This is a genomic window from Psychrobacillus lasiicapitis, assembly GCF_006861795.1.
In the GTDB taxonomy this organism is placed as follows: domain Bacteria; phylum Bacillota; class Bacilli; order Bacillales_A; family Planococcaceae; genus Psychrobacillus; species Psychrobacillus lasiicapitis.
On record NZ_VDGH01000008.1, the window covers coordinates 248,713 to 271,214 of the forward strand.

At 36.6% G+C, this 22,502-nt stretch carries 22 protein-coding genes; 5 read left to right on the forward strand and 17 right to left on the reverse strand.

All coding sequences use genetic code 11. From position 1 onward, the window contains the following. Positions 1-25: 25 nt before the first annotated feature. Genes FG382_RS14880 through nikB form a run of 6 tightly spaced genes read right to left on the reverse strand, consistent with a single transcriptional unit; the run spans position 26 to position 6,132 of the window. Positions 26-1,300: a M20 family metallopeptidase gene (locus tag FG382_RS14880; RefSeq protein WP_142539679.1), complete on the reverse strand. Its 1,275-nt coding sequence runs from the start codon at positions 1,298-1,300 to the stop codon at positions 26-28. Continuing rightward, the gene (locus FG382_RS14885; RefSeq protein ID WP_142539680.1) at positions 1,300-2,250 is read right to left on the reverse strand and encodes a DUF1177 domain-containing protein; all 951 of its coding nucleotides are present in this window, start codon (positions 2,248-2,250) and stop codon (positions 1,300-1,302) included. Before FG382_RS14885 ends, FG382_RS14880 begins: the two co-directional genes overlap by 1 nt. 19 nt (positions 2,251-2,269) lie before the next feature. Then, entirely contained in the window at positions 2,270-3,241 is a 972-nt protein-coding gene (locus tag FG382_RS14890; protein WP_142539681.1) for an ABC transporter ATP-binding protein, read from the reverse strand. After that, positions 3,234-4,247, reverse strand: a complete 1,014-nt coding sequence (locus FG382_RS14895; protein ID WP_142539682.1) for an ABC transporter ATP-binding protein — start codon at positions 4,245-4,247, stop codon at positions 3,234-3,236. The genes FG382_RS14890 and FG382_RS14895 overlap by 8 nt, the downstream gene beginning before the upstream one ends. A gap of 26 nt (positions 4,248-4,273) precedes the next feature. Then, positions 4,274-5,167, reverse strand: a complete 894-nt coding sequence (locus tag FG382_RS14900) for an ABC transporter permease (RefSeq protein WP_142539683.1) — start codon at positions 5,165-5,167, stop codon at positions 4,274-4,276. Next, the gene (gene nikB, locus FG382_RS14905; RefSeq protein WP_142539684.1) at positions 5,164-6,132 is read right to left on the reverse strand and encodes a nickel ABC transporter permease; all 969 of its coding nucleotides are present in this window, start codon (positions 6,130-6,132) and stop codon (positions 5,164-5,166) included. The genes FG382_RS14900 and nikB overlap by 4 nt, the downstream gene beginning before the upstream one ends. Positions 6,133-6,352: 220 nt before the next feature. Here nikB and FG382_RS14910 point away from each other — a divergent pair, with 220 nt between their 5' ends. The 5 genes from FG382_RS14910 to FG382_RS14930 all read left to right on the forward strand — a co-directional run bounded on the left by FG382_RS14910 (position 6,353) and on the right by FG382_RS14930 (position 11,287). Further along, complete coding sequence (locus FG382_RS14910; protein ID WP_142539685.1) at positions 6,353-7,963, forward strand: ABC transporter substrate-binding protein; 1,611 nt, start codon at positions 6,353-6,355, stop codon at positions 7,961-7,963. A gap of 82 nt (positions 7,964-8,045) precedes the next feature. Next, entirely contained in the window at positions 8,046-9,146 is a 1,101-nt protein-coding gene (locus FG382_RS14915; protein WP_170206539.1) for an amidohydrolase family protein, read from the forward strand. Further along, on the forward strand, positions 9,143-10,303 hold the full coding sequence (locus FG382_RS14920) for an amidohydrolase family protein (RefSeq protein WP_142539687.1): 1,161 nt from the start codon (positions 9,143-9,145) through the stop codon (positions 10,301-10,303). The genes FG382_RS14915 and FG382_RS14920 overlap by 4 nt, the downstream gene beginning before the upstream one ends. A gap of 7 nt (positions 10,304-10,310) precedes the next feature. Continuing rightward, entirely contained in the window at positions 10,311-10,979 is a 669-nt protein-coding gene (locus FG382_RS14925; protein WP_170206540.1) for an AroM family protein, read from the forward strand. A gap of 35 nt (positions 10,980-11,014) precedes the next feature. Further along, positions 11,015-11,287, forward strand: a complete 273-nt coding sequence (locus tag FG382_RS14930; RefSeq protein ID WP_142539689.1) for a helix-turn-helix domain-containing protein — start codon at positions 11,015-11,017, stop codon at positions 11,285-11,287. 157 nt (positions 11,288-11,444) lie between these two features. Here the strand turns inward: FG382_RS14930 and FG382_RS14935 are convergent, their stop codons facing one another. The 11 genes from FG382_RS14935 to FG382_RS23010 all read right to left on the reverse strand — a co-directional run bounded on the left by FG382_RS14935 (position 11,445) and on the right by FG382_RS23010 (position 22,309). Then, the gene (locus tag FG382_RS14935) at positions 11,445-12,170 is read right to left on the reverse strand and encodes a sulfite exporter TauE/SafE family protein (RefSeq protein WP_142539690.1); all 726 of its coding nucleotides are present in this window, start codon (positions 12,168-12,170) and stop codon (positions 11,445-11,447) included. 100 nt (positions 12,171-12,270) lie between these two features. Beyond that, positions 12,271-12,948: a FadR/GntR family transcriptional regulator gene (locus FG382_RS14940; RefSeq protein WP_142539691.1), complete on the reverse strand. Its 678-nt coding sequence runs from the start codon at positions 12,946-12,948 to the stop codon at positions 12,271-12,273. Positions 12,949-13,101: 153 nt separating this feature from the next. Further along, the gene (locus tag FG382_RS14945; RefSeq protein WP_142539692.1) at positions 13,102-14,409 is read right to left on the reverse strand and encodes a TRAP transporter large permease; all 1,308 of its coding nucleotides are present in this window, start codon (positions 14,407-14,409) and stop codon (positions 13,102-13,104) included. Then, complete coding sequence (locus FG382_RS14950) at positions 14,406-14,900, reverse strand: TRAP transporter small permease (RefSeq protein WP_142539693.1); 495 nt, start codon at positions 14,898-14,900, stop codon at positions 14,406-14,408. The genes FG382_RS14945 and FG382_RS14950 overlap by 4 nt, the downstream gene beginning before the upstream one ends. 17 nt (positions 14,901-14,917) lie before the next feature. Further along, on the reverse strand, positions 14,918-15,928 hold the full coding sequence (locus FG382_RS14955) for a TRAP transporter substrate-binding protein (RefSeq protein ID WP_142539694.1): 1,011 nt from the start codon (positions 15,926-15,928) through the stop codon (positions 14,918-14,920). Positions 15,929-16,083: 155 nt separating this feature from the next. Continuing rightward, complete coding sequence (locus tag FG382_RS14960; RefSeq protein WP_142539695.1) at positions 16,084-17,055, reverse strand: aminopeptidase; 972 nt, start codon at positions 17,053-17,055, stop codon at positions 16,084-16,086. 43 nt (positions 17,056-17,098) lie between these two features. Then, on the reverse strand, positions 17,099-17,551 hold the full coding sequence (locus tag FG382_RS14965; RefSeq protein WP_170206541.1) for a RidA family protein: 453 nt from the start codon (positions 17,549-17,551) through the stop codon (positions 17,099-17,101). Between the two features lie 29 nt (positions 17,552-17,580). Then, on the reverse strand, positions 17,581-19,041 hold the full coding sequence (gene gucD / locus FG382_RS14970) for an alpha-ketoglutaric semialdehyde dehydrogenase GucD (RefSeq protein ID WP_142539697.1): 1,461 nt from the start codon (positions 19,039-19,041) through the stop codon (positions 17,581-17,583). A 16-nt stretch (positions 19,042-19,057) separates the two neighbouring features. Then, entirely contained in the window at positions 19,058-19,981 is a 924-nt protein-coding gene (gene kdgD / locus FG382_RS14975) for a 5-dehydro-4-deoxyglucarate dehydratase (protein WP_229677303.1), read from the reverse strand. A 721-nt stretch (positions 19,982-20,702) separates the two neighbouring features. Then, complete coding sequence (locus FG382_RS14980; protein WP_142539699.1) at positions 20,703-21,893, reverse strand: M14 family zinc carboxypeptidase; 1,191 nt, start codon at positions 21,891-21,893, stop codon at positions 20,703-20,705. A 260-nt stretch (positions 21,894-22,153) separates the two neighbouring features. Continuing rightward, positions 22,154-22,309, reverse strand: a complete 156-nt coding sequence (locus FG382_RS23010; protein ID WP_211356405.1) for a hypothetical protein — start codon at positions 22,307-22,309, stop codon at positions 22,154-22,156. Positions 22,310-22,502 lie beyond the last annotated feature (193 nt).

Genomic DNA, 22,502 nt, shown 5'->3' on the forward strand with positions numbered 1-22,502 from the left:
AACACAAGTAATTTTACACTCTCTTCTAATCATTGGAAGTTTCATATAAAAAATCGACGACTGCAGCAACGTATACCTTTGCACATCTTACTATATCTTCTACTAATACTTTCTCGTTATAGCCATGAATGCTAGGTAAATATGCTGGACCATATTGTAACACTGGAATATGATAATCTCTAAAATGTCTAGCATCACTACTAGCCCATTGCATTACTCCGTATGCTTCTTCTTTTGTGACAAATTCAATATTTTCAACTATCGCTTTACAGACTGGATCTTGCGCAGATGTATAATTTGCAACACTTTTAAAACCAAATAACCGTATCGAGTACCGGATACCTAAGCTATCTAACTCTTTCTTTAAATAATCCGATACTTCTTCGTGGGTAATACCAAACGGTAAACGACAATCTACTTGAACTTTACAGCTTTCTGGAATAACATTTGACTTTGTTCCTCCATTAATCGTCCCAATATTCACCGTAATTCTTTCTAAAACAGGTTGAAAAATTTCTCTTTCTTCTTCCACTTCGCGTAAATAACGTTTAGAAATTTCCACTAATTCTCTCACTTCTTCTGGCATGTGAATTTCCAAATCCCAAAGTGTACGAATCTTTTCAATCGCTGCGATTGCATCTACAATGGCATTGTTTCCAGCTACCGGTGATAGACTGCCATGACCCGGCTCACCAAATACCTCTAACTCAAACCAATAGGACCCCTTTTGGCCAATTGTTGGATTTAACGGAGAGGAAGGTTCTGCTATCAAACACCCATCACCATCAATCAATTTATTCTCAAGTAACCACGGGACACCATATTCTCCGCCTGTCTCTTCATCTGGAACAATTGCTAAAGTAAGTTGTCCAGGTAACTCGATTCCTAGTCGTTTAAACAAAGTGAATGCAAAAATAATACCGGCAAGTCCGCCTTTCATATCGCTTGCACCACGTCCTAACATCCAACCATCTACTACTTCTCCAGAAAAAGGATCAAAATCCCATTTAGATAAGTCACCAGCGGGAACTACATCAGTATGACCACAATAAATGAGTTTTTTTCCGGATTCATCTCCAAAAGAACTGACGAGATTATACATTTTTTCGGATGCTTCATGCCAGTCCACCTCTAGTCCAAACTGTTTTAAATAGTCGGATACAAATTCACTCGCTTCTGTTGAGTCACCTGGTGGATTTTCACTAGGAATTCGGATAAGTGAACTACATAATTCGATTAATTCGTCTTTTCGCTTTTCGACTTCATCCACTAATTGCTGTTTCAATTGTGCATTATCCATTATCTAGCTACCTCCTGCTTTCCAAAAGTTTGTAAATGTTCCATCTTGCCATAAAGCTTTTCTAATAATACAAACTCTTCCTCGTTAAAGAATGAACATTTACCTTCACCATAAACTTTTGCAACTTCAAGAGCAAAACGTACAACTTGTTCAATGTCCACTAAATGACTAGCTCCTGTACCACAACCAGCGACAGCTGTTTCTGTTGTAATTGCAACACCAACCACTGGACTTGATGTTGCCACTGCTGGCTGTAAAATACTATTTACATGGTATACTCCATTACCATAAGGAGTGATATCCTGAGTCGTGATAGGTAAAGTTACTGGTAAAATACCAGCAGATTGCGTGTAAATATGAAGTAGATCGTCACTTATTTTTAAAATATACCCTTGTTTTACAGTTGGAGTAATTGCAAATCCTTTGTGGTTTGTAATCATATTCCCTTTAGTGGTATCTATAGAAAGAATTGCATCCATTTCATCCGTCACTTCATACTGATTCATTGTTAAAATATCAACCGGAGAGTCCATAAATGGTACAGGGTCATGCGGTAACGTTGGGGCAGTTGGACAAATATGTGTTGTTAAAATTACGTCTCCCTCCAGCTGATCTCCCTTAGCTTGCATATCTAATAACTTAGCAGCTGTTGCCATTGCAGATAAGGCCCCATCTCCATCAGACACAAAACCTTTTACTTCAGGACGAGCTCCGATTCCACCAAGTCTTCCAACTATGCCTAGTGTTGAAGCTGTACCTCCCATTCGTTTTCCATTCGTGCCAGGGATGAAAACTTTAACGAAATCTGTAGATCCAGCTTTTCCTTCAACTGTTTGAACACTAATCTCACCTTTATCTGAGATTTTCTCTAAATACGATTTAATTACTTCTCCAGTTACATGAATACTATCCATTTCTTCAAATAATTCCATTACGTGTTTTAATGACATGATTTGTTCCTCCTAGTTTTTATGAATATAAGTGACAAGCTACTTTTTGGGTCTTACCCAAGTCTACAAATGCTGGTATATCCTTTTTACAATGTTCCATTGCATGAGGGCATCTTTTATGAAAACTACAACCAGATGGTGGATTCACAGGACTTGGTACATCCCCCTCCAAAAGAATTCTCTCTTTTTTATCAAACGGATTTTCTTTTGGAATTGCCGATAATAATGCTTTTGTATAAGGATGTTTTGGATTTTCGTATAACTCCTCATAAGTACCAATTTCCACAATTTTTCCTAAATACATTACCGCAATTCGATCGCATATATAGCGAACAACATTTAAATCATGAGAAATGAAAATATAAGTAAGATCAAACTTACGCTGTAAATCTTTTAATAAATTTATAACTTGTGCTTGAACAGATACATCCAAAGCGGAAACCGGTTCATCGCATATAATAATATCTGGGTTTAATGCAAGTGCACGAGCGATATTTATACGCTGTCTTTGTCCACCAGAAAATTCATGAACATATCTTTCGGCATGATAACCACTTAAACCAACAACTTCTAATAATTCTATTACTCTCTTTTTTCTAGATTTAGCGTCACCAATCTGATGTATAACTAGAGGTTCCGCAATTAAATACTCAATTGTTTTACGAGGGTCCAAAGAAGCATATGGATTTTGAAAAACCATTTGGATAGATTTTCGAATGGAACGTATCTCCTTTGAACCAAGTGTTGCTAAATTCTTTCCCTTAAACTCAACAACCCCCTCTGTAGGACGGATTAGTTGGTTAATCAGCCTTGCCATCGTTGATTTTCCACAACCAGATTCTCCAACAATCCCTAGTGTTTCACCTTTAAACACTTCAAAACTAACTCCATCCACTGCTTTTACACTTTGTGTAGATTTTTTGAAAGGTATTGCTTCATTAATAGGAAAATGTTTTTTTAAATTTTCTACTTTAATCACAACTTCACTCAATGTAAACGAGCTCCTTTCTTTCAAGACGGTTAGATTTAGTTTGGAAATGGCATGACACTATATGACCTTCTTCCACCTCAATCGGCTCTGGTTTTGTTGTTTTACAAATTTCTTTTGCATAGGGACAACGATCAGCAAAATTACATCCCCGGATTGGGTTGCGTAAATCAGGAGGACTCCCCGGGATTGCAGGTAATTTATTGCCATTCAATGTATTTTTGGTTATTTGGGATTCTAACAACCCCCAAGTATATGGATGTAGAGGATTATCATAAATAGTTTTTACTTTGCCAGATTCTACTGTGTTTCCTGCATACATCACAATTACTTTATCGCACATCTCCCATACAACCCCTAAATCATGCGTGATCATAATAATCGATGTATCATTCTTTTCCTGCAACGATTTCATAAGTTCCAATATTTGTGCCTGCACTGTAACGTCTAATGCAGTAGTTGGTTCATCAGCAATTAGTAACTTTGGATTGCACGACAATGCTATAGCGATCATAACTCGTTGTCTCATCCCCCCTGAAAACTCATGAGGATACATTTTCACCCTTTTTTCTGGCTCTGGAATTCCGACAACTTTCAACATTTCAATTGCTTTTAACTTCGCTTCTTTTTTGGATATCTGTTGATGAGTACGAACTGCTTCCTCGATTTGGTCTCCCACAGTAAACACTGGATTTAAACTGGTCATTGGATCTTGAAATATCATAGCAATATCATTACCACGAACATCTCTCATTTCTTTATCGGAAAGGGATAATATATCTTTTCCATTAAAGGTAATTTTCCCATTTGGAATACTGCCAATTCCCTTCGGTAGTAATCTCATCAGTGCTGTTGCAGTAACACTTTTACCCGATCCAGACTCTCCAACTATCCCTAAAGTTTCTTTCTTCTTCAATGATATATTTACACCATTAACTGCTTTTACAATGGATGCTGAAGAACGAAAGTGGACATCTAAATTTTCAACTTTTAGTATTTCATCTGACATCTTTCCACCTCCAGTAATAGTAATTTTTAAACTTTCATTTTAGGATCTAATGCATCTCTTAACCCGTCACCGAATAGATTTATTCCTAATACGGTAATAAGAATAGCAAGACCAGAAAAAGTGGCCATTTGTGGATTAAGTACTAAGAAGTCCTTGCCATCTTTCAAAATACTCCCCCATGAAGCTGTTGGTGGCTGAACACCTAATCCTAAGAAACTTAATGCAGCTTCAGAGATAATAGCTCCCGCAATACTCATCGTTCCATATACTATTAATGGAGCTAAACAGTTAGGAAGCACATGTTGAAATAAAATTCTTCCGTGGGTTGCACCCAAAGAACGCGTAACTTCTATAAATTCTTCCTCTTTTACGCTTAATACTTGCCCTCGTACTATTCGTGCAAACCCTGGTATATTAGCTATGCCAATCGCAATAATTACATTGACTAACCCTTGACCCAAAACCGTCATTAAAGTTATTGCAAGTAGGATGAAAGGAAAAGCAAATAATCCATCCATTGTACGCATAATAAGAGAATCTAATTTCCCACCAAAGTAACCAGCTATTAAACCTAAAAACGTACCAAATACTGCTCCAAATAAAACGGCAGATACTCCTACAATCAAAGAAATTCTGGCTCCATACACAATTCGGCTAAATAAATCACGCCCATAATTATCTGTACCAAGGAAGTGTCCATCCACTCCAGCCCCTAGTAGACTATGTGTAATATCCATCTCATTCGGTGAATGTGTAGCAATTAGTGGAGCGAATATTGCAATAATTGTCATGAAAATAGTAACGAACAAACCAAATGCAGCTATTCGATTTTTCAACAACTTTCGTATAAAACTTCGCTCATTTATTTCCTTTTTCTTCACTTCTCTTGTTTCTATAGATGAAGGTTGAGTAGAAGTCATTTTCCTGCTCCTCCTTTTCCAGAAGAATAGTTGACACGCGGATTCACAATTTTATATAAAACATCTATTAGTAGATTGACTAGTACAAAAATTATAGCGATGAATAGAACTGTTCCTTGCACTACTACAAAATCTCGTTTATCTATTGCATCTACTATTAAACGGCCCATTCCAGGCCAACTAAAAATTGTTTCTGTTAAAACAGCTCCTCCTAATAAGGCAGACACTTGCATACCAAGTACTGTTAAAATAGGTGTTAATGCATTTTTAAACGCATGTTTTCCTATAACAAAAAACTCTTTTAACCCTTTTGCTCGGGCTGTTTTAATATAGTCTTGTGAAATTACTTCCAACATACTAGAACGTGTAATTCTTGCGAAAGTAGCCATGGGAATCGTTGCAAGCGTAATACTCGGTAACACTAAATGCTTAATGTATGTGATAAATCCTTCATCCATCGTTCCCATTCCGGTAGCAGGAAACCAACCTAAATTCACGCTAAAATACAGTACAAGCATTACTCCTAACCAAAAGATAGGAATAGAGACTCCTATTAACGAAATAACCATAACCGTATAGTCCATTACTGAATTTTGCTTTGACGCTGAAATAATACCTGCTGGAATTCCTATTAATAACGCTATTACTAATGCTGAAATGGCTAGAATAAGCGTATTGGGGAATCTATCCATAATTAACGAAATGACTGGTTGATTATAAGTTAGTGAAACTCCGAAATCTCCTTGAGCCAAATCCCCAATATACTGAAAGAATTGTGTATGCAATGGTTCATTTAATCCTAAATCATCTCTTAACTCTTGTATGTCTTCTACACTTGCTTGTGGTCCTAACATAACTGCAGCCGGATCACCAGGTATTAAACGTGTTATGACAAATACAATAATAGCTACGACAAATATAGTCGGTAGCAAGTCTACTAAACGTTTAAGTATATATTTACCCATAAAACCCCTCCTTTTTTCACTATATGAATCACCGTTTCACAATGTGAATTAAAAAAAGTTTATCACCCTAAAAATTATTTGTAAATATAAAATTAAAAATTATCTAAACATTTTTAAAAAACCATTTACACTTCTTTTCTCATGTGATAAATTAGTTAACAATTCATCATGTGATACAGCGTTTCACAATGTGAATCAACTAAAAGGAGTGATTATAAATATGTTGAAGAAGAAATACTTATCACTACTAACACTTGTTTTATGTATGGTGTTAGTACTTGCAGCCTGTTCTGGGAAAACATCTTCCAATGAAGAAGCTTCTTCTAATGGAAACGGGAATGGCACTGGAGAACCTCAAGATGGGGGTACCCTTCGTCTAGGCTTATCAGCAAACCCTAAAACGCTTGATCCTATTAAATATACTGGGGTATATGAATCTCAAATAATGAGAATGGTTTCCGATACTTTAGTTGTTTACAGTAAAGATTTAAGTGAGATTCAACCTTCCCTAGCAACAAGCTGGGAAGTATCAGAAGATATGAAAGAATATACCTTCACATTAAGAGATGATGTATTTTTCCAACCTGGCGAATATCAAGATGGGCGTCAAATGACAGCAGAGGACGTAAAATATAGCTTAGAACGTTCTGCTAAAGAATCTGCGATGAATCGCCTTAGAGGAGTAACAAGCGTTGAGGTGAGCGGAGAATTCGAGGTCAAACTTCACTTAGAATCACCAAACGCCGCACTATTAGCAATGCTTACAGACGCTGGAAATATGATTATAGCTAAAGAAGAAGTAGAAGGCTGGGGAGACAACTTCGGTTCAAACGTTGTAGGAACAGGACCTTTTCAGATTAAAAATTGGCAACAAGATCAACAAGTTGAGCTTGTACGTCATGATAAATATTGGGGAGAAAAGCCTCACTTAGATGGTGTAACGGTTAAAATTATTTCAGATCCTAATATGATGACAAATGCACTTCGCTCTGGTGACATTGACATCGCTACGGATGTGAAAGGACAAAACCGAGAATTAATTAAGCAAGATACTAATTTAGAGTTAATATCAAAATCAGCACTTGCTACAGTTTATCTAGACTTAAATAACAAAGTAGGACCTACTGCGGATACTAAAGTCCGTGAAGCAATTTATAAAGCTACTAATGTAGAAGAAATTGTCCAAGGTGTAAACCAATGGGGTGGCGCAGTCCCTTCCCTTCTACCTATCCCTAAAGATTCATGGGGATATGACGAAAGTTTAGAAGCGCTTGTTCCAACATATGACCCAGAAGCAGCAAAAGCCTTACTTTCAGAAGCAGGTTATCCAGATGGTTTCAAAACTGAAATTTATGTAGCGGAATCTCGAGTTCCATATGCGACAATCTTCCAAAATCAAATGAAGGAAAACCTTAATATTGATGTAGAGATAAAAACTGTGGAATGGGGAACATATAGCGATACTGTCTCTAAAGGAAATGCACCGATGTCTATTGGTGGATGGACCTGGTATCCAGACCCTTACTTCTACTTATACCAATTATTCCACACGGATCAGCTTGGAGCATTAGGTAATGGAAAAGGGTACGAAAATGCAGAAGTTGATGAGTTATTGAATCGTGCAGTATCAGAAACAGTTGACCAAGCTGAGCGTGCAACACTTTATCAAGAAGCGCTTAAACTAATCTTAAAGGATGTTCCACGTATTGAGTTAGAAAATACAGAAGCTGCAGCAGGAATTACGAAAAAAGTAAAAGGCTTTGATGTTTCTCCTGACTTCTCTATCTCTATTGTCAATCCAAATGGTACAAACGTATGGTTGGAGAAATAACAAATTATTATATCTAAATATATCCAAGAAAAGTAGAGAGTATATATTCTCTGCTTTTCTTTTAAATGAAAGGAAGAACAAAATGATTATATTAAACCATGCATACGTTCTAAATCCCACTTCTAATGAATTCGAGAAGAAGAAATTAGTGATGAAAGATCAATATATACATGCCATTTTAGACTGTAATACTACCATTGAACAAGAAAACCTTTATCAAAATATAGATGCATCCAGTTTATATATTACACCCGGTTTAATAGATGCTTGCTCTCAAATTGGTTTGAAAGAAACTGGTATTCGTTGGGAAGGCAATGATTCATATGAGCCTACTCAAGAAATAAATACTATTTTATCTGTTGTAGACGGTATATATCCATTTGATCCTTCCTTTAAACTAGCCATTTCTACTGGAGTTACTAGCGCACATATTATGTCCACTGCTGAAAACGTTGTTGGTGCATACTCTGCAATTATCCATATGGACGGTGCAACCGTAGATGAAATGCTTATTACAAATAATGTAGGACTCTCTTTTTCTATGGGTGATGTTCCCAAAAAAGCATTCTTCGACTTTACTAAAAAGCCATTAACACGTATGGGTATTGCAAATATTATTAGACAAACAATACAAAAGCTAAGAGTGGATGGATTACCACTTGATTTTCCTTTTTTTATACGTTGCCATCGTGCCGATGATATAGAAACAGCACTCCGAATTCAAAAAGAGCTTCAAGCAAATTTCACACTTGTCCATGCAACAGAGTTTGCACTTATAGACACGGATGCAAAAAAAGAAATTAGCCAGGTAATTGCCGGCCCAGTTTTTCAAGCAATCGAAAGATTTGAACTAAAAAATTTGCATCCCTCCCTCTTTAATCAATTACAAACGACAGATATTTTATCATGTAACGCAACAGACCACCCTATTAGCTCAGTATCTCATTTAAAACTGGAGAGTTCGTTAGCCATTCGTGAAGGTGTTTCAAGAAATAACGCCCTCCGATCTTTAACAACAGACGCTGCAAAAATTCTTCAAATAGATCATTTAACTGGTTCTATAACCACTGGTCTATATGCAGATGTTGTCGTATGGGACCAACACCCTCTTAATTTAACAGCTAAAGTATTGAGTACGTTTATTAAAGGAAAAGAAGTTTATAAAGGGAGCGATTGCAAATGACGACAATTTATAAAAATTGCACGGTAGTTACAATGGATGAACAAAATTCATACTATGAAAACGCAGAAATTTGGGTGGAAAATGGCAAGATTTTATATGTAGGAAGTGATAAAACTCCACCAGAGAATGCAATAATAGAAGACAAAAATGGCTGTATTATTACCCCTGGTTTGATAGATATACATACGCATGTCGGTTTATGGAGCGAAATCAATGAGCAGATTAATGATGCAAATGAATACTCTTCTCCATTCACACCACTAATGAACGCAATAGATGGAATAGATATACGGCATTTTTCTTTTGATTTAGCTGTTCAAGGCGGGGTAACAACTATACAAACAGGAGCAGGTAGTGCTAATCCCATCGGTGGAGTTTGGACGATATTAAAAACTAGCGGACGCTCTTTAAAAGAAAGAATAATTATCGAGCGAAGCGGACTAAAAGGAGCATTGGGAGAAAACCCCAAAAATGTGTTTGGTAATAGCAAGGAAAAACCAATGACTCGAATGGCAGTTGCAGAAATTATTCGGAAAGGTTTTCAAGAAGCCCTCGCACTATCAGAGACAGAAAAAGAAACCGTACTAAAAAACAGATCTAATCTATACCCATTCATCGAAGTATTGGAACATAAAATGCCGCTCCATCTTCACTGTCACCGTGCAGATGATATTGCAACTGCTATTCGTATTGCGAAAGAGTTCGATATAGAACTTTCCATAGAACACTGTACGGAAGGACATTTAATGTTAGATGCTATTAAAGACAGTAAAGCACACGTAACATTGGGGCCATTTATGCTTCCCCCTAGTAAGTATGAAACTAGGAATTCAACACCTGCAGGACCTATGCATTTTGAACAAGCAGGTATTCCATTTGCAATTATGACAGATCATCCTTTTATTCCTATTCAGTATTTATATTATTGTGCTGCTGAAGCTGTCAAATACGGTCTAAGTAAAACAACCGCATTGCGAAGCATAACGATAGAAGCTGCAAAATTAACAAAGATCGATAACAGAGTAGGTTCACTAGAAATTGGAAAAGACGCAGATTTTGTTATTTGGTCCCATCCTCCCTTTGAAACAGAAGCAAATATAGTAGAAACGTATATTAATGGAGAACAAGTATACAAAAGATACAAAAGAGGAGTTTGAAATGCTCATGAAAACAATATGTGTCATCACAATCGGCCAAACTCCTCGTACTGATATGATTCCTCCACTAAAATCATATTTACCGAATGATACTAGAATTATCGAAAAAGGAGTTTTAGATTCATTATCAATAGAGGAAATTCAAAATCTATGTGTGGAAGATGGCCAAACAACATTAGTCTCACGATTAAAAAATGGAAAAAGTGTAGTAGTGAGCAAAGAAAAAGTAATTCCAATCATTCAAAAGCTCATTGATGAATGCCAAAAAACAGAGATAGATTTGATATTACTTGCATGTACAGGGAAATTTCCTTTTTTCTTATCGGAAATTCCTGTTATCTATCCCGACTTTCTATTAAATTATGCAGTAAAGGGGTTACTTCGAGAGGGTAAACTAGGGGTTATCGTACCTTTAATCCAACAATCGGAGATGATTTCGGATAAATGGAATGAAGTGGATTTCAAAACGTATATTACTTCCACTTCACCATATGATGGGTCACACGAAGAATTTGTTCAAGCAACCAAAAGAATAAATGAGTCACAAGTTCAAGCAATTCTCTTAGACTGTATGGGATATTCCAATGAAATGAAAAACATAATAAGGGAACATACAAATAAACCAATAATTATAGCGCGTAATATTATCTATGCCAATTTAGCAGAATTGCTGTAGTCCATTAATATTAATAGGAGTTAGGAGGTATATCCATGCATGGTCTTCGTAGAAAAAGACATATCCATGCGTCATGTGAGCAAAAACTTTATGCAGTTCAGGAAGTTCTATTAGAAAAACGATCCCGAAAAGACATTGCTACAGAATTAAATGTGAGCGTTAATTCCATTACCACATGGATAAAAAAATATAAAGAATATGGGGAAAATGGCTTCACTTCCGTTACACAATACGAGATAAAGCGGTTAAAAGAAATTGAAAAGAATTATTACAAGCTTATAAACATCAATACACAAGATGTCACCTAAACTGATGGAAGACTCCCATTGTTTTCAGATCCCTTTGATGAGGGTGGGTATGTAAGGAAGTTCTGTGATTAGTACTTCTTTTTTCCTCTGAAAACAATGGTCATTAACTTTGTTGGTTATCTATTTAACATTGTAGAGATGAATGAATACGTACAAGTCACAGAGATAAAATACTATCAATTAAGAGGTAAATCCCAGTACCTCCTAAAAGGATGTATGTAAAAATCTTAAATACTTGTTGATTTAAATATTTAAATAGGATTTGTCCTAAAATCAATCCTATAAATACAGCAGGAATGGCATACAAACTAGAACGCCAGACAAGCATATCTGTACCAGTTAAGAATAGCTGTGATAACAAACTAATGAGATAGATAAATAAGAAAAACGCTAATGTGGTGGCTCTAGTTTTTTCTTTTCCGGTGTTTGTGCCCGCAAAGTATATCAACAATGGGGGTCCTGGCATACCTATGCTTATAGTTAAAACTCCAGATATCCCACCTACTATATAATCTCTATCCGTAGTCGATTTGAATCTAACATTAAAAATTAACATTAAAGTCAGCAGCAATAAAATGATGCTAATTAGCAGCTTAAACGTCTTAATATCAACCGTTAAATAAATTAGACCACCAAGTGGAAGTCCCATAATGCTTCCCAAAATTAATTTTTTCAATAAATATGTATCAATACTCTTTTTGACTTTCATTATTAATGCAAGGGAAATAATTAAAGAAAGGATAATATTTATTTGAATAGCTTCCGAAGGCTTAAATAGCAACAATAAAAAAGGTGTGGCCATAATCGAAAATCCAAAACCAGTGCTTGTTTGTAAAATGGATGCCACGAGTATAATACATATATAGATAAAGAAGTTTTCCAAACTTATACCTCCTAAAAATAGCATAAGAGCAGAAATTTTAACAAAATAAAGCGGCTGAAGATGAAAATATCAGCCACTTTAATTACGTCTCTTATAGCATTCAGTCACCTAATATCTTCTTCCGTACATATCTTAAATGATTATACATTTGATTGAACGATTCATAGGGATCTCTATTCTTCAATGCTTCATATATTGCTACATGATGCTCGATTGTAATAGTAGGTTCTCGGTAAGTAATCAAGCTATCCGTTTTTTCATGTGTGATAAGAAGGGAATCTATCATTCCTTCGACTACTGGATTATTTGCACTTTGGGCAATTAGCCGATGAAATTCCTTATCTAATTTTCCATAATCACTATTTGGGTTTTCTTGAATTTTATCAATTGTTTCTTTTAATTTTTCAAGTTGATCATCGGAAATTTTTTCAGCTGCAATTGTGACGAGTCCCAATTCTAAAGTCATTCTTGCCTCAATAACGGCAGGGACATTATTAATCGACAATGCAAGCATCGCTTTGAATGGACTGCTTCCCACCTTATCATTGACAAAAGTACCACTTCGAGGTCTTCTGTTTATAATTTCTAACGTTTCCAGTGAGCCTAGTGCCTCTCGTAATACTGGGCGGCTTACATCAAGCTGCTCCATCAATGACATTTCAGAAGGCAATTTATCGCCAGGCTTCAATTGACCGCTCGTTATCATATAAATAACCTGTTCTATCACCTGCTGGGATAAAGTACTCCTACGGATAGTGTCCATTGTATGCTCCTTCATTAAATCCCTCCTTTCCATAAAAAATAATCGAGAATTTCTTTATAACAATTATACACTAAAATCTCTTCGGAATTTCATAATACTATGTAAAAAGAGAATGTAGTCGTTTTGCACTACATTCTCCCTCTTCGTTCATTTAATCCTCAAAATACTTTAACTAAGTCCAGCTAAAGACGGTAAAAATGTGGAAAACCATGGAAAATACGTTACAAGTATTAGAACAACAACAATAGCCACATAAAATTTAAGAATTTGTGGCATAACCTTTTCCAATTTTACACTCGATACTTTAATACCAGCAAAAAGAATATTGCCGACTGGCGGTGTAATAGTACCAATACAAAGATTAAACGTAAGCATAATACCGAAATGCAATGGGGTCATTCCTAATGCTAAACAAACAGGAAGCAAAATTGGTGTAAAAATTAAGATTGCTGGTGTTAGATCCATAAATGTGCCAACGAACAACAATAAAATATTAATTGCTAACAAAATAATTATGGGATTGTCGGATATGCCTAATATCAAGTTGGCCATCATATCTGGAATCCCAGTAAACGACATAACCCATGCCATAATATTAGATGATCCGATTAAAAACATGATTATAGCAGACAGCTTCGCACTATCTATCAAAATAACATACAATTCTTTGAGATTGATCGTTTTATAAAATATTGTAGATAAAAGCAAACTATAGACAACCGCAATTGCGGAGCCTTCTGTAGCTGTAAATATACCTCCAACAATACCAAAAACGACAATAATAATTAGTAATAAACTAGGGATTGCATCTAGTGCAACTTTAAAGAATTCATTTAACGTTATTTGCTTTTTACCAACATACCCTTTCTTTTTAGCATAAAAGAACGCAACGACCATGCAACTTATCCCCCACAAAATACCGGGAATGATACCGCCAAGAAAAAGAGCGGCTACTGAAGTGCCTCCGCTTACTAAAGCATAGGTGATCAATGCAGTACTCGGTGGTATTAATAATCCCGTAGGAGCTGTTGCTATATTTATTGCCGCTGTAAAATTCTCGTCATAGCCTTCTTTTTTTTGAATTGGTCCCATAATAGATCCCATTGCAGAAACCGCTGCTGTTCCAGAACCAGAAACAGAGCCAAAAAGCATATTAGCAACCACATTCGTCTGAGCAAGTGAGCCTGGTATCCTTCCTGTCAATGCAGTTGCTAGGTTAATCAACCGGACTGCTATACCACCTTTATTCATAATATTACCTGCAAGTATAAAGAAAGGAATAGCCAATAAAGTAAATATATTGATACCTTGAAACATTTTCAAAGCGGATGATGGAACTGCCGCCGAAAAACCTAATACTTGGGTGATTGCTAGTATTGATGCAACAATGAGTCCTATACCAATTGGAATACCGAGAAGTAATAGAATGACAATCGTAAAAAAAATCAACAAACCTGCTGTTACTGCTACACTCATAGAATCCCCTCCTTTTTACTTTCATTAAATTGTTGGATTAATTGGATTATATTAATGCAGTTATAGATCACGATTAATACACCACTTATTGGAAGTACTATATAAATCCAATCCATAGAGATATTCAGTGTAGGAGAAATTTGTATTGCACCTACGCCGACAACCTGTGTACCGCCAAACAGAAAGACAATTATTGCGATAAACATGATGAGTAGTTCTGTAAAAATCGATAACACAAACTTATTCACCCCAACTAATCTATCCGAAAGTATTGATAGATTCATATGATCTTTTTGACCAAATACTAGTGCTGTACCAAGCAATGATACCCAAACAAAAGAATAGCTCAGCAAATCTTCAGACATCGTACTCGGACTACTAAAAACATATCGTGAAATTACTTGATAAGTTGCAAGTAGAGTCATAAAAGACAACAAAGCGGCACAAGCAGCAGATAACACTTTATCCATTATTCTCTTTACTTTTCCCACAAAATACACCTCTTTATTTAGTTCTGGATTTGTTGAATCTTCTCATAAAGTGCCTGCAATTCTGGATTGGAGACCAATAATGCCTCTTTTACTGGTTTTTGCATTTCTTCGAATAATTGTTTATCAACTGTGATGAATTCTACTCCCATCTCCGTTGCTTCCTTTGTAACCTCAGAAATACGTTTGTCCCATGCTTCATTTGAGACTTGACTGCTCAATTTAAACCCTTCTTGGAAAATCTGTCTTTCTTCTACTGTAAGTGAATCTAAAAAGTCTGTATTTGCAACAAGCATATCAGTAAATATCTGATGTTCTGTTCGTGAATAGTATTTTGCAACTTCCCCGTGCTTCATATCAACGAGCGCCATCTCAGGATTAGTTCCAGCATCAATTACACCGTTCTGTAATGCTGTATATACTTCACCATAAGCCATGACAACAGCTGCCGCGTCAAATCCTTGTACAAGTTTGACGTTTGCTTCACTCGACTGAACACGAATCTTCAATCCCTTCAAGTCTTCTGGAGTTTCAATTTTCTTTGAAGCATAAAAATTATTCACTCCATTAGAAAACCAAGCCACACCTTGAATTCCTTTGTCAGCTGTCGAATTATAAATCACATCCGTAAATTCTTCGTCGTTCATTACTTTACGAAAGCTTGCTTCGTCGTTGAATAAATAGGGCAAACCAAAAATTTTATACTCATTTGCAAAAGCTTCCAAGTTACTTCCGCTCGTAGCAACCAAATCGAGTGATCCCATTTGTAACAATTCAAGTGCTTCCGAATTTCCACCAATTACACCGTTAGTAAAAAGTCTAATTTCGAATTTATCTCCCATTTCTTCTTCTACATAATCTTTAAATGCTTTTAATCCAAGATAGATTGCATGACTCTCAGGCTGCACTGTTGCAACACTGATAATTCGCTTACTACTTATCTCTCCATTAGCTGAAGCCGAACATCCAGCTATCACCATCATCAATGTAATACATAGTAGAATAGCTGTGATTTTATTTTTCTTTTTCATTTAATCACCTCGTTCTTTATATTCTAAATAAACAAATATTTGAAAGCGCTTACCTTTATTGGTAAATATATTTCTCTAAAAGCAGACTCTTGGTATACCTAATTAACATTTTGCAATGTAAGTAGAATACCAAGAGTTCTTTGCTCATCCCTATCTTAAACTAGTAAGTCTCCGTCTTTCATAATATCTCTTCCATCAATATTACATGTAACCGTTTTGATAATCATATCTAAATGTAAAGGTGAATCGACATGTCCACCAAAGTTTAAATTCTTTCCAATACCAATATGAATATTTCCAAATGACCCTTCATCCGGTGCCATATGCCCGCACAAGAAGTTTTCTTTATTAAGCCCAAGTCCAAGCTCTGCAATATTATAAACAGTTGGATCGTTAAAGTCTGCCAGCATCTTACGTAAAATATCAGCCTCACGTCCACCGCTTATCTCCGTGATGAACCCATCCTTCACTGTGCATGTAATAGGTTCTTCTATTAGATTCAACAATGGGTGTGGGATACTTCCGTCAAAAACTAGTACACCATTTGCAGTTCCTTCAACTGGCCCCAGTGCAACTTCTGCGTTTGGAGGAAATGAAGCAGAACCAGGCACAGTTGCTGTTCCATGATCCAGCACTGGTTCCCGTCCTTCTATGCTACATACCATATGAGTCCCACCTGGAGCGGTAAGTGTAAATGTATTACCTTTGTAAAAAGGAGCAACTCGATTGACAACTCGTGTAACTTCATCAAAGTCTGCAGTTAATCCGCCTGTTTCGAACATATGAAGCGCATAATCTTGAAGTCCAATCCAACGCAATCTTCCATTTTTACTTGCATTTAAACGTGCTTTTGTATGGTATAAAGAATAGGTAGTCGCACCAAACGCAACATCACAATTATTTAGCGCGGCAGTAACAGCCTCTGTCGGCTCTGCCCCATGACCTTCAGTTGGAGGCATAACAATCATGGAAGTTTCAAAAAATTGTTTCGCATACTTATAAACAAATTCACCAATTTCTCTCTTATCATCATCCGTAATGATTAGTACTCTTTCTCCTTCCTTCAAATAAGTAATACTGGTAAATAATTGTTTGATACCTAATGGTAGTTCGTTCATATCTTTCATCAACCAACTCTCCTATTCTAGTAATTTATATTTTTATCAATCATTAAACTTCCACAATAATTTCCACTTCTACTGGTGTTCCTTCAGGAAGAGAAGATGCTCCAAGTGAAACCCTACTATGTTTTCCTACTTCACCGAATACTTCTATCGCCAATGCAGATACTTCATCCATCACTTTTGGCTGGTCAGTGAAGTTAGACGTACTTGCGACATAACCTTTAATATTAACAATTCTTATCATAGAGTCCAGACTACCTATCATATTTCGAACTGTTGCTAAACAATTCACGAAAGCAATTTTAGCTGCATCCTGGGCCTCCTCCAATGAAACTGTATCACCTACAATCCCTTTGTATTTTAATACACCTTCTACTTTCGCTGCATTACCACTTACAAATATCAAATTTCCAGTTCTTACTCCTGCCTCGAATATACGCTTATTTGCTTGTGTAGAAAGTTTATAGCCTTTACTTTCTAACTTTTCTTCATAACTCATCATTATACCTCCATTGTAGCGCTTACATTTTATTTAACAAACACTGTCTTAATAGCTGTGTAAAACTCTTTTGCAGCTTGGCCTTGTTCACGTGAATGAGAACTGGATTGTTTCATGCCACCAAATGGAGCTTGCAATTCAACACCAGCACTTTCTGCGTTTATACGTACTAATCCTGCATCCATTTCATTAATAAATGAAAGCATATTACTAATTTTTGTTGTAAAAATAGAAGCACTTAATCCGTATTCCGAGTCATTTGCCAATTCTAATGCTTCTTCAATTGTCTTTACTTTCATAAGTGCAAGAACTGGTCCAAAGATTTCTTCCCGTGCAAGTGTCATAGTGGATGATACATTTTCGAACACAGTCGGTTCAACGTAATACCCATTCAATCCTTCTTTTTCTACTTTTTCTCCACCAAAAAGTAGGTTTGCCCCTTCTGATTTGCCTTTTGCAATAGCTGAAAGTACAGTATTCAACTGATTTTCACTTGCGGATGGCCCCATCCAAGTTCCTTCTTCCATGCCATCACCAACTGTAATAGCTGCCACTTTCTCTAATAGCTTTTCTTTAAACTGGTCATAAACTTCTTGTTGTACAATAACCCTGCTAGTAGCTGTACATTTTTGACCTGATGATTTTAATCCACCACTAATCGTTGCTTCTACAGCCAAATCCAGATCTGCATCATTCGCAACGATCACTGGATTTTTTCCTCCCATTTCAAGTTGATATTTAATACCTCTCGAAATAGCAGTTTGTGCGAGCTGTTTCCCTACAGTGTTAGAGCCTGTGAATGTAATCGCATCTATTTCAGGATGATTGACCATTTCCGTTCCAATAAGAGAACCTGATCCCGTTACCATGTTTATAACACCCGCTGGTATTCCTGCATCATGCAAACACTCAATCACTTTTGCACAAGTAATAGCTGTCTCACTAGCAGGTTTAATAACAACTGCATTCCCATAAATAAGTGCTGGTGCCATCTTCCACATCGGAATAGCTACCGGAAAGTTCCAAGGTGTAATAACACCAACAACACCAAGTGGTACCCTAGTTGTGAACATAAGTGCGTCGCTATCAGTAGAAGGAATTACATCACCTACTGGTCGCATTCCTTCTCCTGCATAATAACGTAAAATCGCTACACCACGTGCAGTTTCTCCTTTTGCCTCTGCAAATGTCTTACCCATTTCTTTCGTCATAGCAGTTGCAATGTCTTCAATCCGTTCTTCCAAGATAGCGGCAGCTTTTAGTAAATAATCCCCTCTGACATTTCCAGCAAGTTTACGCCATGCTTTTTGCGCTTTTCTTGCAGAAGTTGCCGCTTGGTTAAAGTCTTTACTTGAAGATAATTGATAAAGGCCAACCACTTCATCTTTGTTCGCAGGATTTTTACTTTCAGCTGTTTCACCAGATTCTGACACAATCCATTCACCATTTATATAATTTAGGTATGTTTTTGTTTTAGTTATGGTTGTCATTAAAATGAACCTCCTATTATATTACTCTTGATGGAACTGGGTATTTTTCCAATGCATGGTCAATAATTTTCTTCAGTTGGTCATAATGTTCTTTTTCAACAGGAGCAATTGGTGCCCTAACATTCGTTGTCACTGGCAGACCAACAATTTGCATACCCGCTTTTATAAGCGAAACTGCATAGCCCTTTTTCTGTTTACGAATTCGATGTATAGGCAAAATAACGTCTTCATGCAATTCATGTGCAACTTCTTTATTCCCATTTAATAATGCTTCATAGTACATAGCAGAAATATGTGGTATGTAGTTGGAAATGGCAGATGAATACGATGTGTACCCTAAGTTCACATAAGCAGCCATTGTCACTTCTGCTAATGGCATTCCGTTCACCCACTCCAAACGATCTCCGATTAGATGAGTAAATTCCGTATTATTCTCCATATTTCCAACCCCATCTTTGAATCCTACAAGTTGTGGAAATTCACATAGTTTGATCAGTGTCTTCGAATCTAGAATACAATTATCCCTTTGGTAGACGATTGCATTCAAATCCGTGCTTTGGATAATAGTTTTTAAATAATCGTAAATTCCGTCCTGTGAAGGATCTATTAAATATGGCGGTAATATTAAGTAACCTTCTGCTCCTAGCTCTTCCGAAATTTTTGCTTGTTCTAAAGCATTGGAAATATTGCCACCTACTCCCGTATAAATCGGTACTTTCCCTTGCGTCTTCTTCACGGCAACTTCAACCATAGACCTATATTCTTCATTGCTAATTGCATGCAACTCACCAGCTCCACATGCAACGAATATAGAACTTAAACCACCTTCTATTAAAAACTCAATATTCTTTCCTAATGCATCTAAATCTAGTTTCCCTTCCACATCCATTGGTGCAACTGGAAATCCTAAAATGCCTTTTGGTGCTTTCCTCTTTCTCATTGTCATACAAATTCCACCCTTCTAGTAAGTTTAATAATTACAATTTTCTATAAATTTTATTGTAAGACAATTATATTGTATTGTCAAAGTGTTTTTTGAAAAATTAAGTAATTAAAATACCATTTACTATTTTTTATACGAAAAATACCACTTCTCAAATTGAGAGAAGTGGCAATAACTTTTCTATTAAACTAGGGTTCTAACAAAAGTATGTTCTCTAACATGAGGGCTCGCTTTCTAATTATATTAATTATAATCCCACAGTATCCTCCACTCTTCTTCCTCTTTAACGACATATACTTCTTGTAGGAAGCTGAACTTTCCGTATTCAAAATATCCCTGGCATCTACTCCGTATTCTTTTCCAGCACGTTCTGCAAACAACAAAGGAGGAAATTGAAGTAAATGATTCAGTGATAGAAGATGACGGAGAAAACGGTGTAGATGTTGAGAGCGAAGTAAATGCAAAGGATGTGGAGGAAATTGTAGAAAACGAGGATGCGGAAACGTAGGATGAGGGTTCAATAAACGATTTAATGAATGATGCGAACGATTAAACGAAAGCACTTTTCACTTTTATATTAGTGAAAAGTGCTTTTTTATTCGCTAAGGATGATATATGTTTAGATATTAGTAGACACTATTCGCAAGAGTGCACATTAATGAAAGTATGTTAGTGAACATAATGCAACCCGTTTCTAACACAGGAACGCTTCAAAACATCAAGAAGGTCTACTAGATGTCAGTGGAATGTTCTCATAATCTTCCGGATTCAATGTTTCAACAGATCCATCTGCGACTCCTTTGATAATTGCTTCGAGTCCACGTTCAACCGATTTAACAAGTTGTCCTTTTTCCTTTTGTCCCATCATTTGTGTCTGGCCTCTTACCTCAAAAAGCACCGTTCCGCTTCCATTCAGTGCATAACTTCCAAGTGCTGTACCCGGGAGATCAAGTCCTTGAGAATATAGTGATATATTCGTAAACTTAGAGTTTCCATAAGATTGAAGTTCGTTATAAGCTGCAACGTTCAATTGTCTTGAAAAATCATAGTTGTAGTTTTCAGCGTACTCGGCATATTTTGCTCCTTCAGGCGTGTTCGGATCTGGAACAAACTGTGCGGATAGTGACAGGGTTACTTCATCCGAGGTGCCGTCCACATAGTACATACCTTGATGATGTAGATCCACGAAGACATCGACATTTCCATATTCCGCTTTTAATGCTTTGTATACGTCACGAGAAGTTTGCGATTCAGGTGTGATAAACCAACCAGGCTTATTAGATGCTCCAGGGAAATCTTGTGCCGTTGGGACATAGTTGAGATTTGGATTAAAATCTCTATTTACATCGAAACCTGGGTTTTCACCGTAGTTATAGCTTTGACTGATTCCTCGGTCTAAATAGTTCCAAGAAGGTTTAGCACTTGCTAGTTGCGGGAAATCGTTCACCACTTCATCCCACGTCATACTATTGCGGCGTTTATCCCCTTCGGATGCATCCGGGTTCATCATTGGCATGATCACAAGGGTGACTTCTTCCCGTATTTTCTTCGCTTCTTTTGAATTTGCGGAAAGGTTTTTTAATAGATTTAAAACAGCGACCGTACCTGTTTTTTCGTTTCCATGAATTTCACTTTGAATAAGAATAACTTTGTCACCTGTCCCAACTTTTGCCGTGTAAATATCCAACCCTTTATGTGATTGCCCAACGACCTCTACCTGCACAACCCCATTACTTGATTTTTCGATCTGTTTGAGGCTTTTTTGCAGTTCAGTATGACTAATAAAACCAGAGATTGAGTACTCATGATGATGCGGTTCTTGATTTACAGTATCCGCCGCATAAGCAGGGAAAGCCAAGCTTGTACATAATCCTAAAATTCCAATTGTACTAACGATTTTTTTCTTCAATACGTATCTACTCCTTCTTATTCTTAGAATCGTTAATAGAATAACAAAGGAAATTTAAATAGTAAATATATTATGAATATTTGATTAATTAGTAATGTGATATAGCCATTTGGCACGGAATATCTATATCTTTAGTGACACGAAGGACTAATTATTTCGACTATCGAAATTAGTTTTGTTATAGGACAAATATACCACATCAGAAGTACTTGTTAGTATAGGGAATTATAGTAAGTTTATTTCTAACACTTGAACGCTTTTCATTCCAACTTGGGATACACAACCGTATTATCTTCTTCAATAATAGGCATCGCTCCCCATTTTCCCATTTCATGCGGTACTAGCTCCCCTCCATGGTGCCCCGGAATAATATGCTTCACCTGCCAGTCACGGAGGGCAAGCCAATTGCTGATCAACAGGCGATGACAGCGGGCCGTCTTGGAAAATGACCAAGTTCATCCAAAAACAATACCCCTCGATGTGCGAGCGACGCCGTGAGGCTGAATGGATAAAAATACACAAGATATAGATTAAAATATCTGAATTTCTACTATGTATATAATGCGATATTTCCTACCCTTCTTCCCCATTCCTTATTTTTCTAACTAT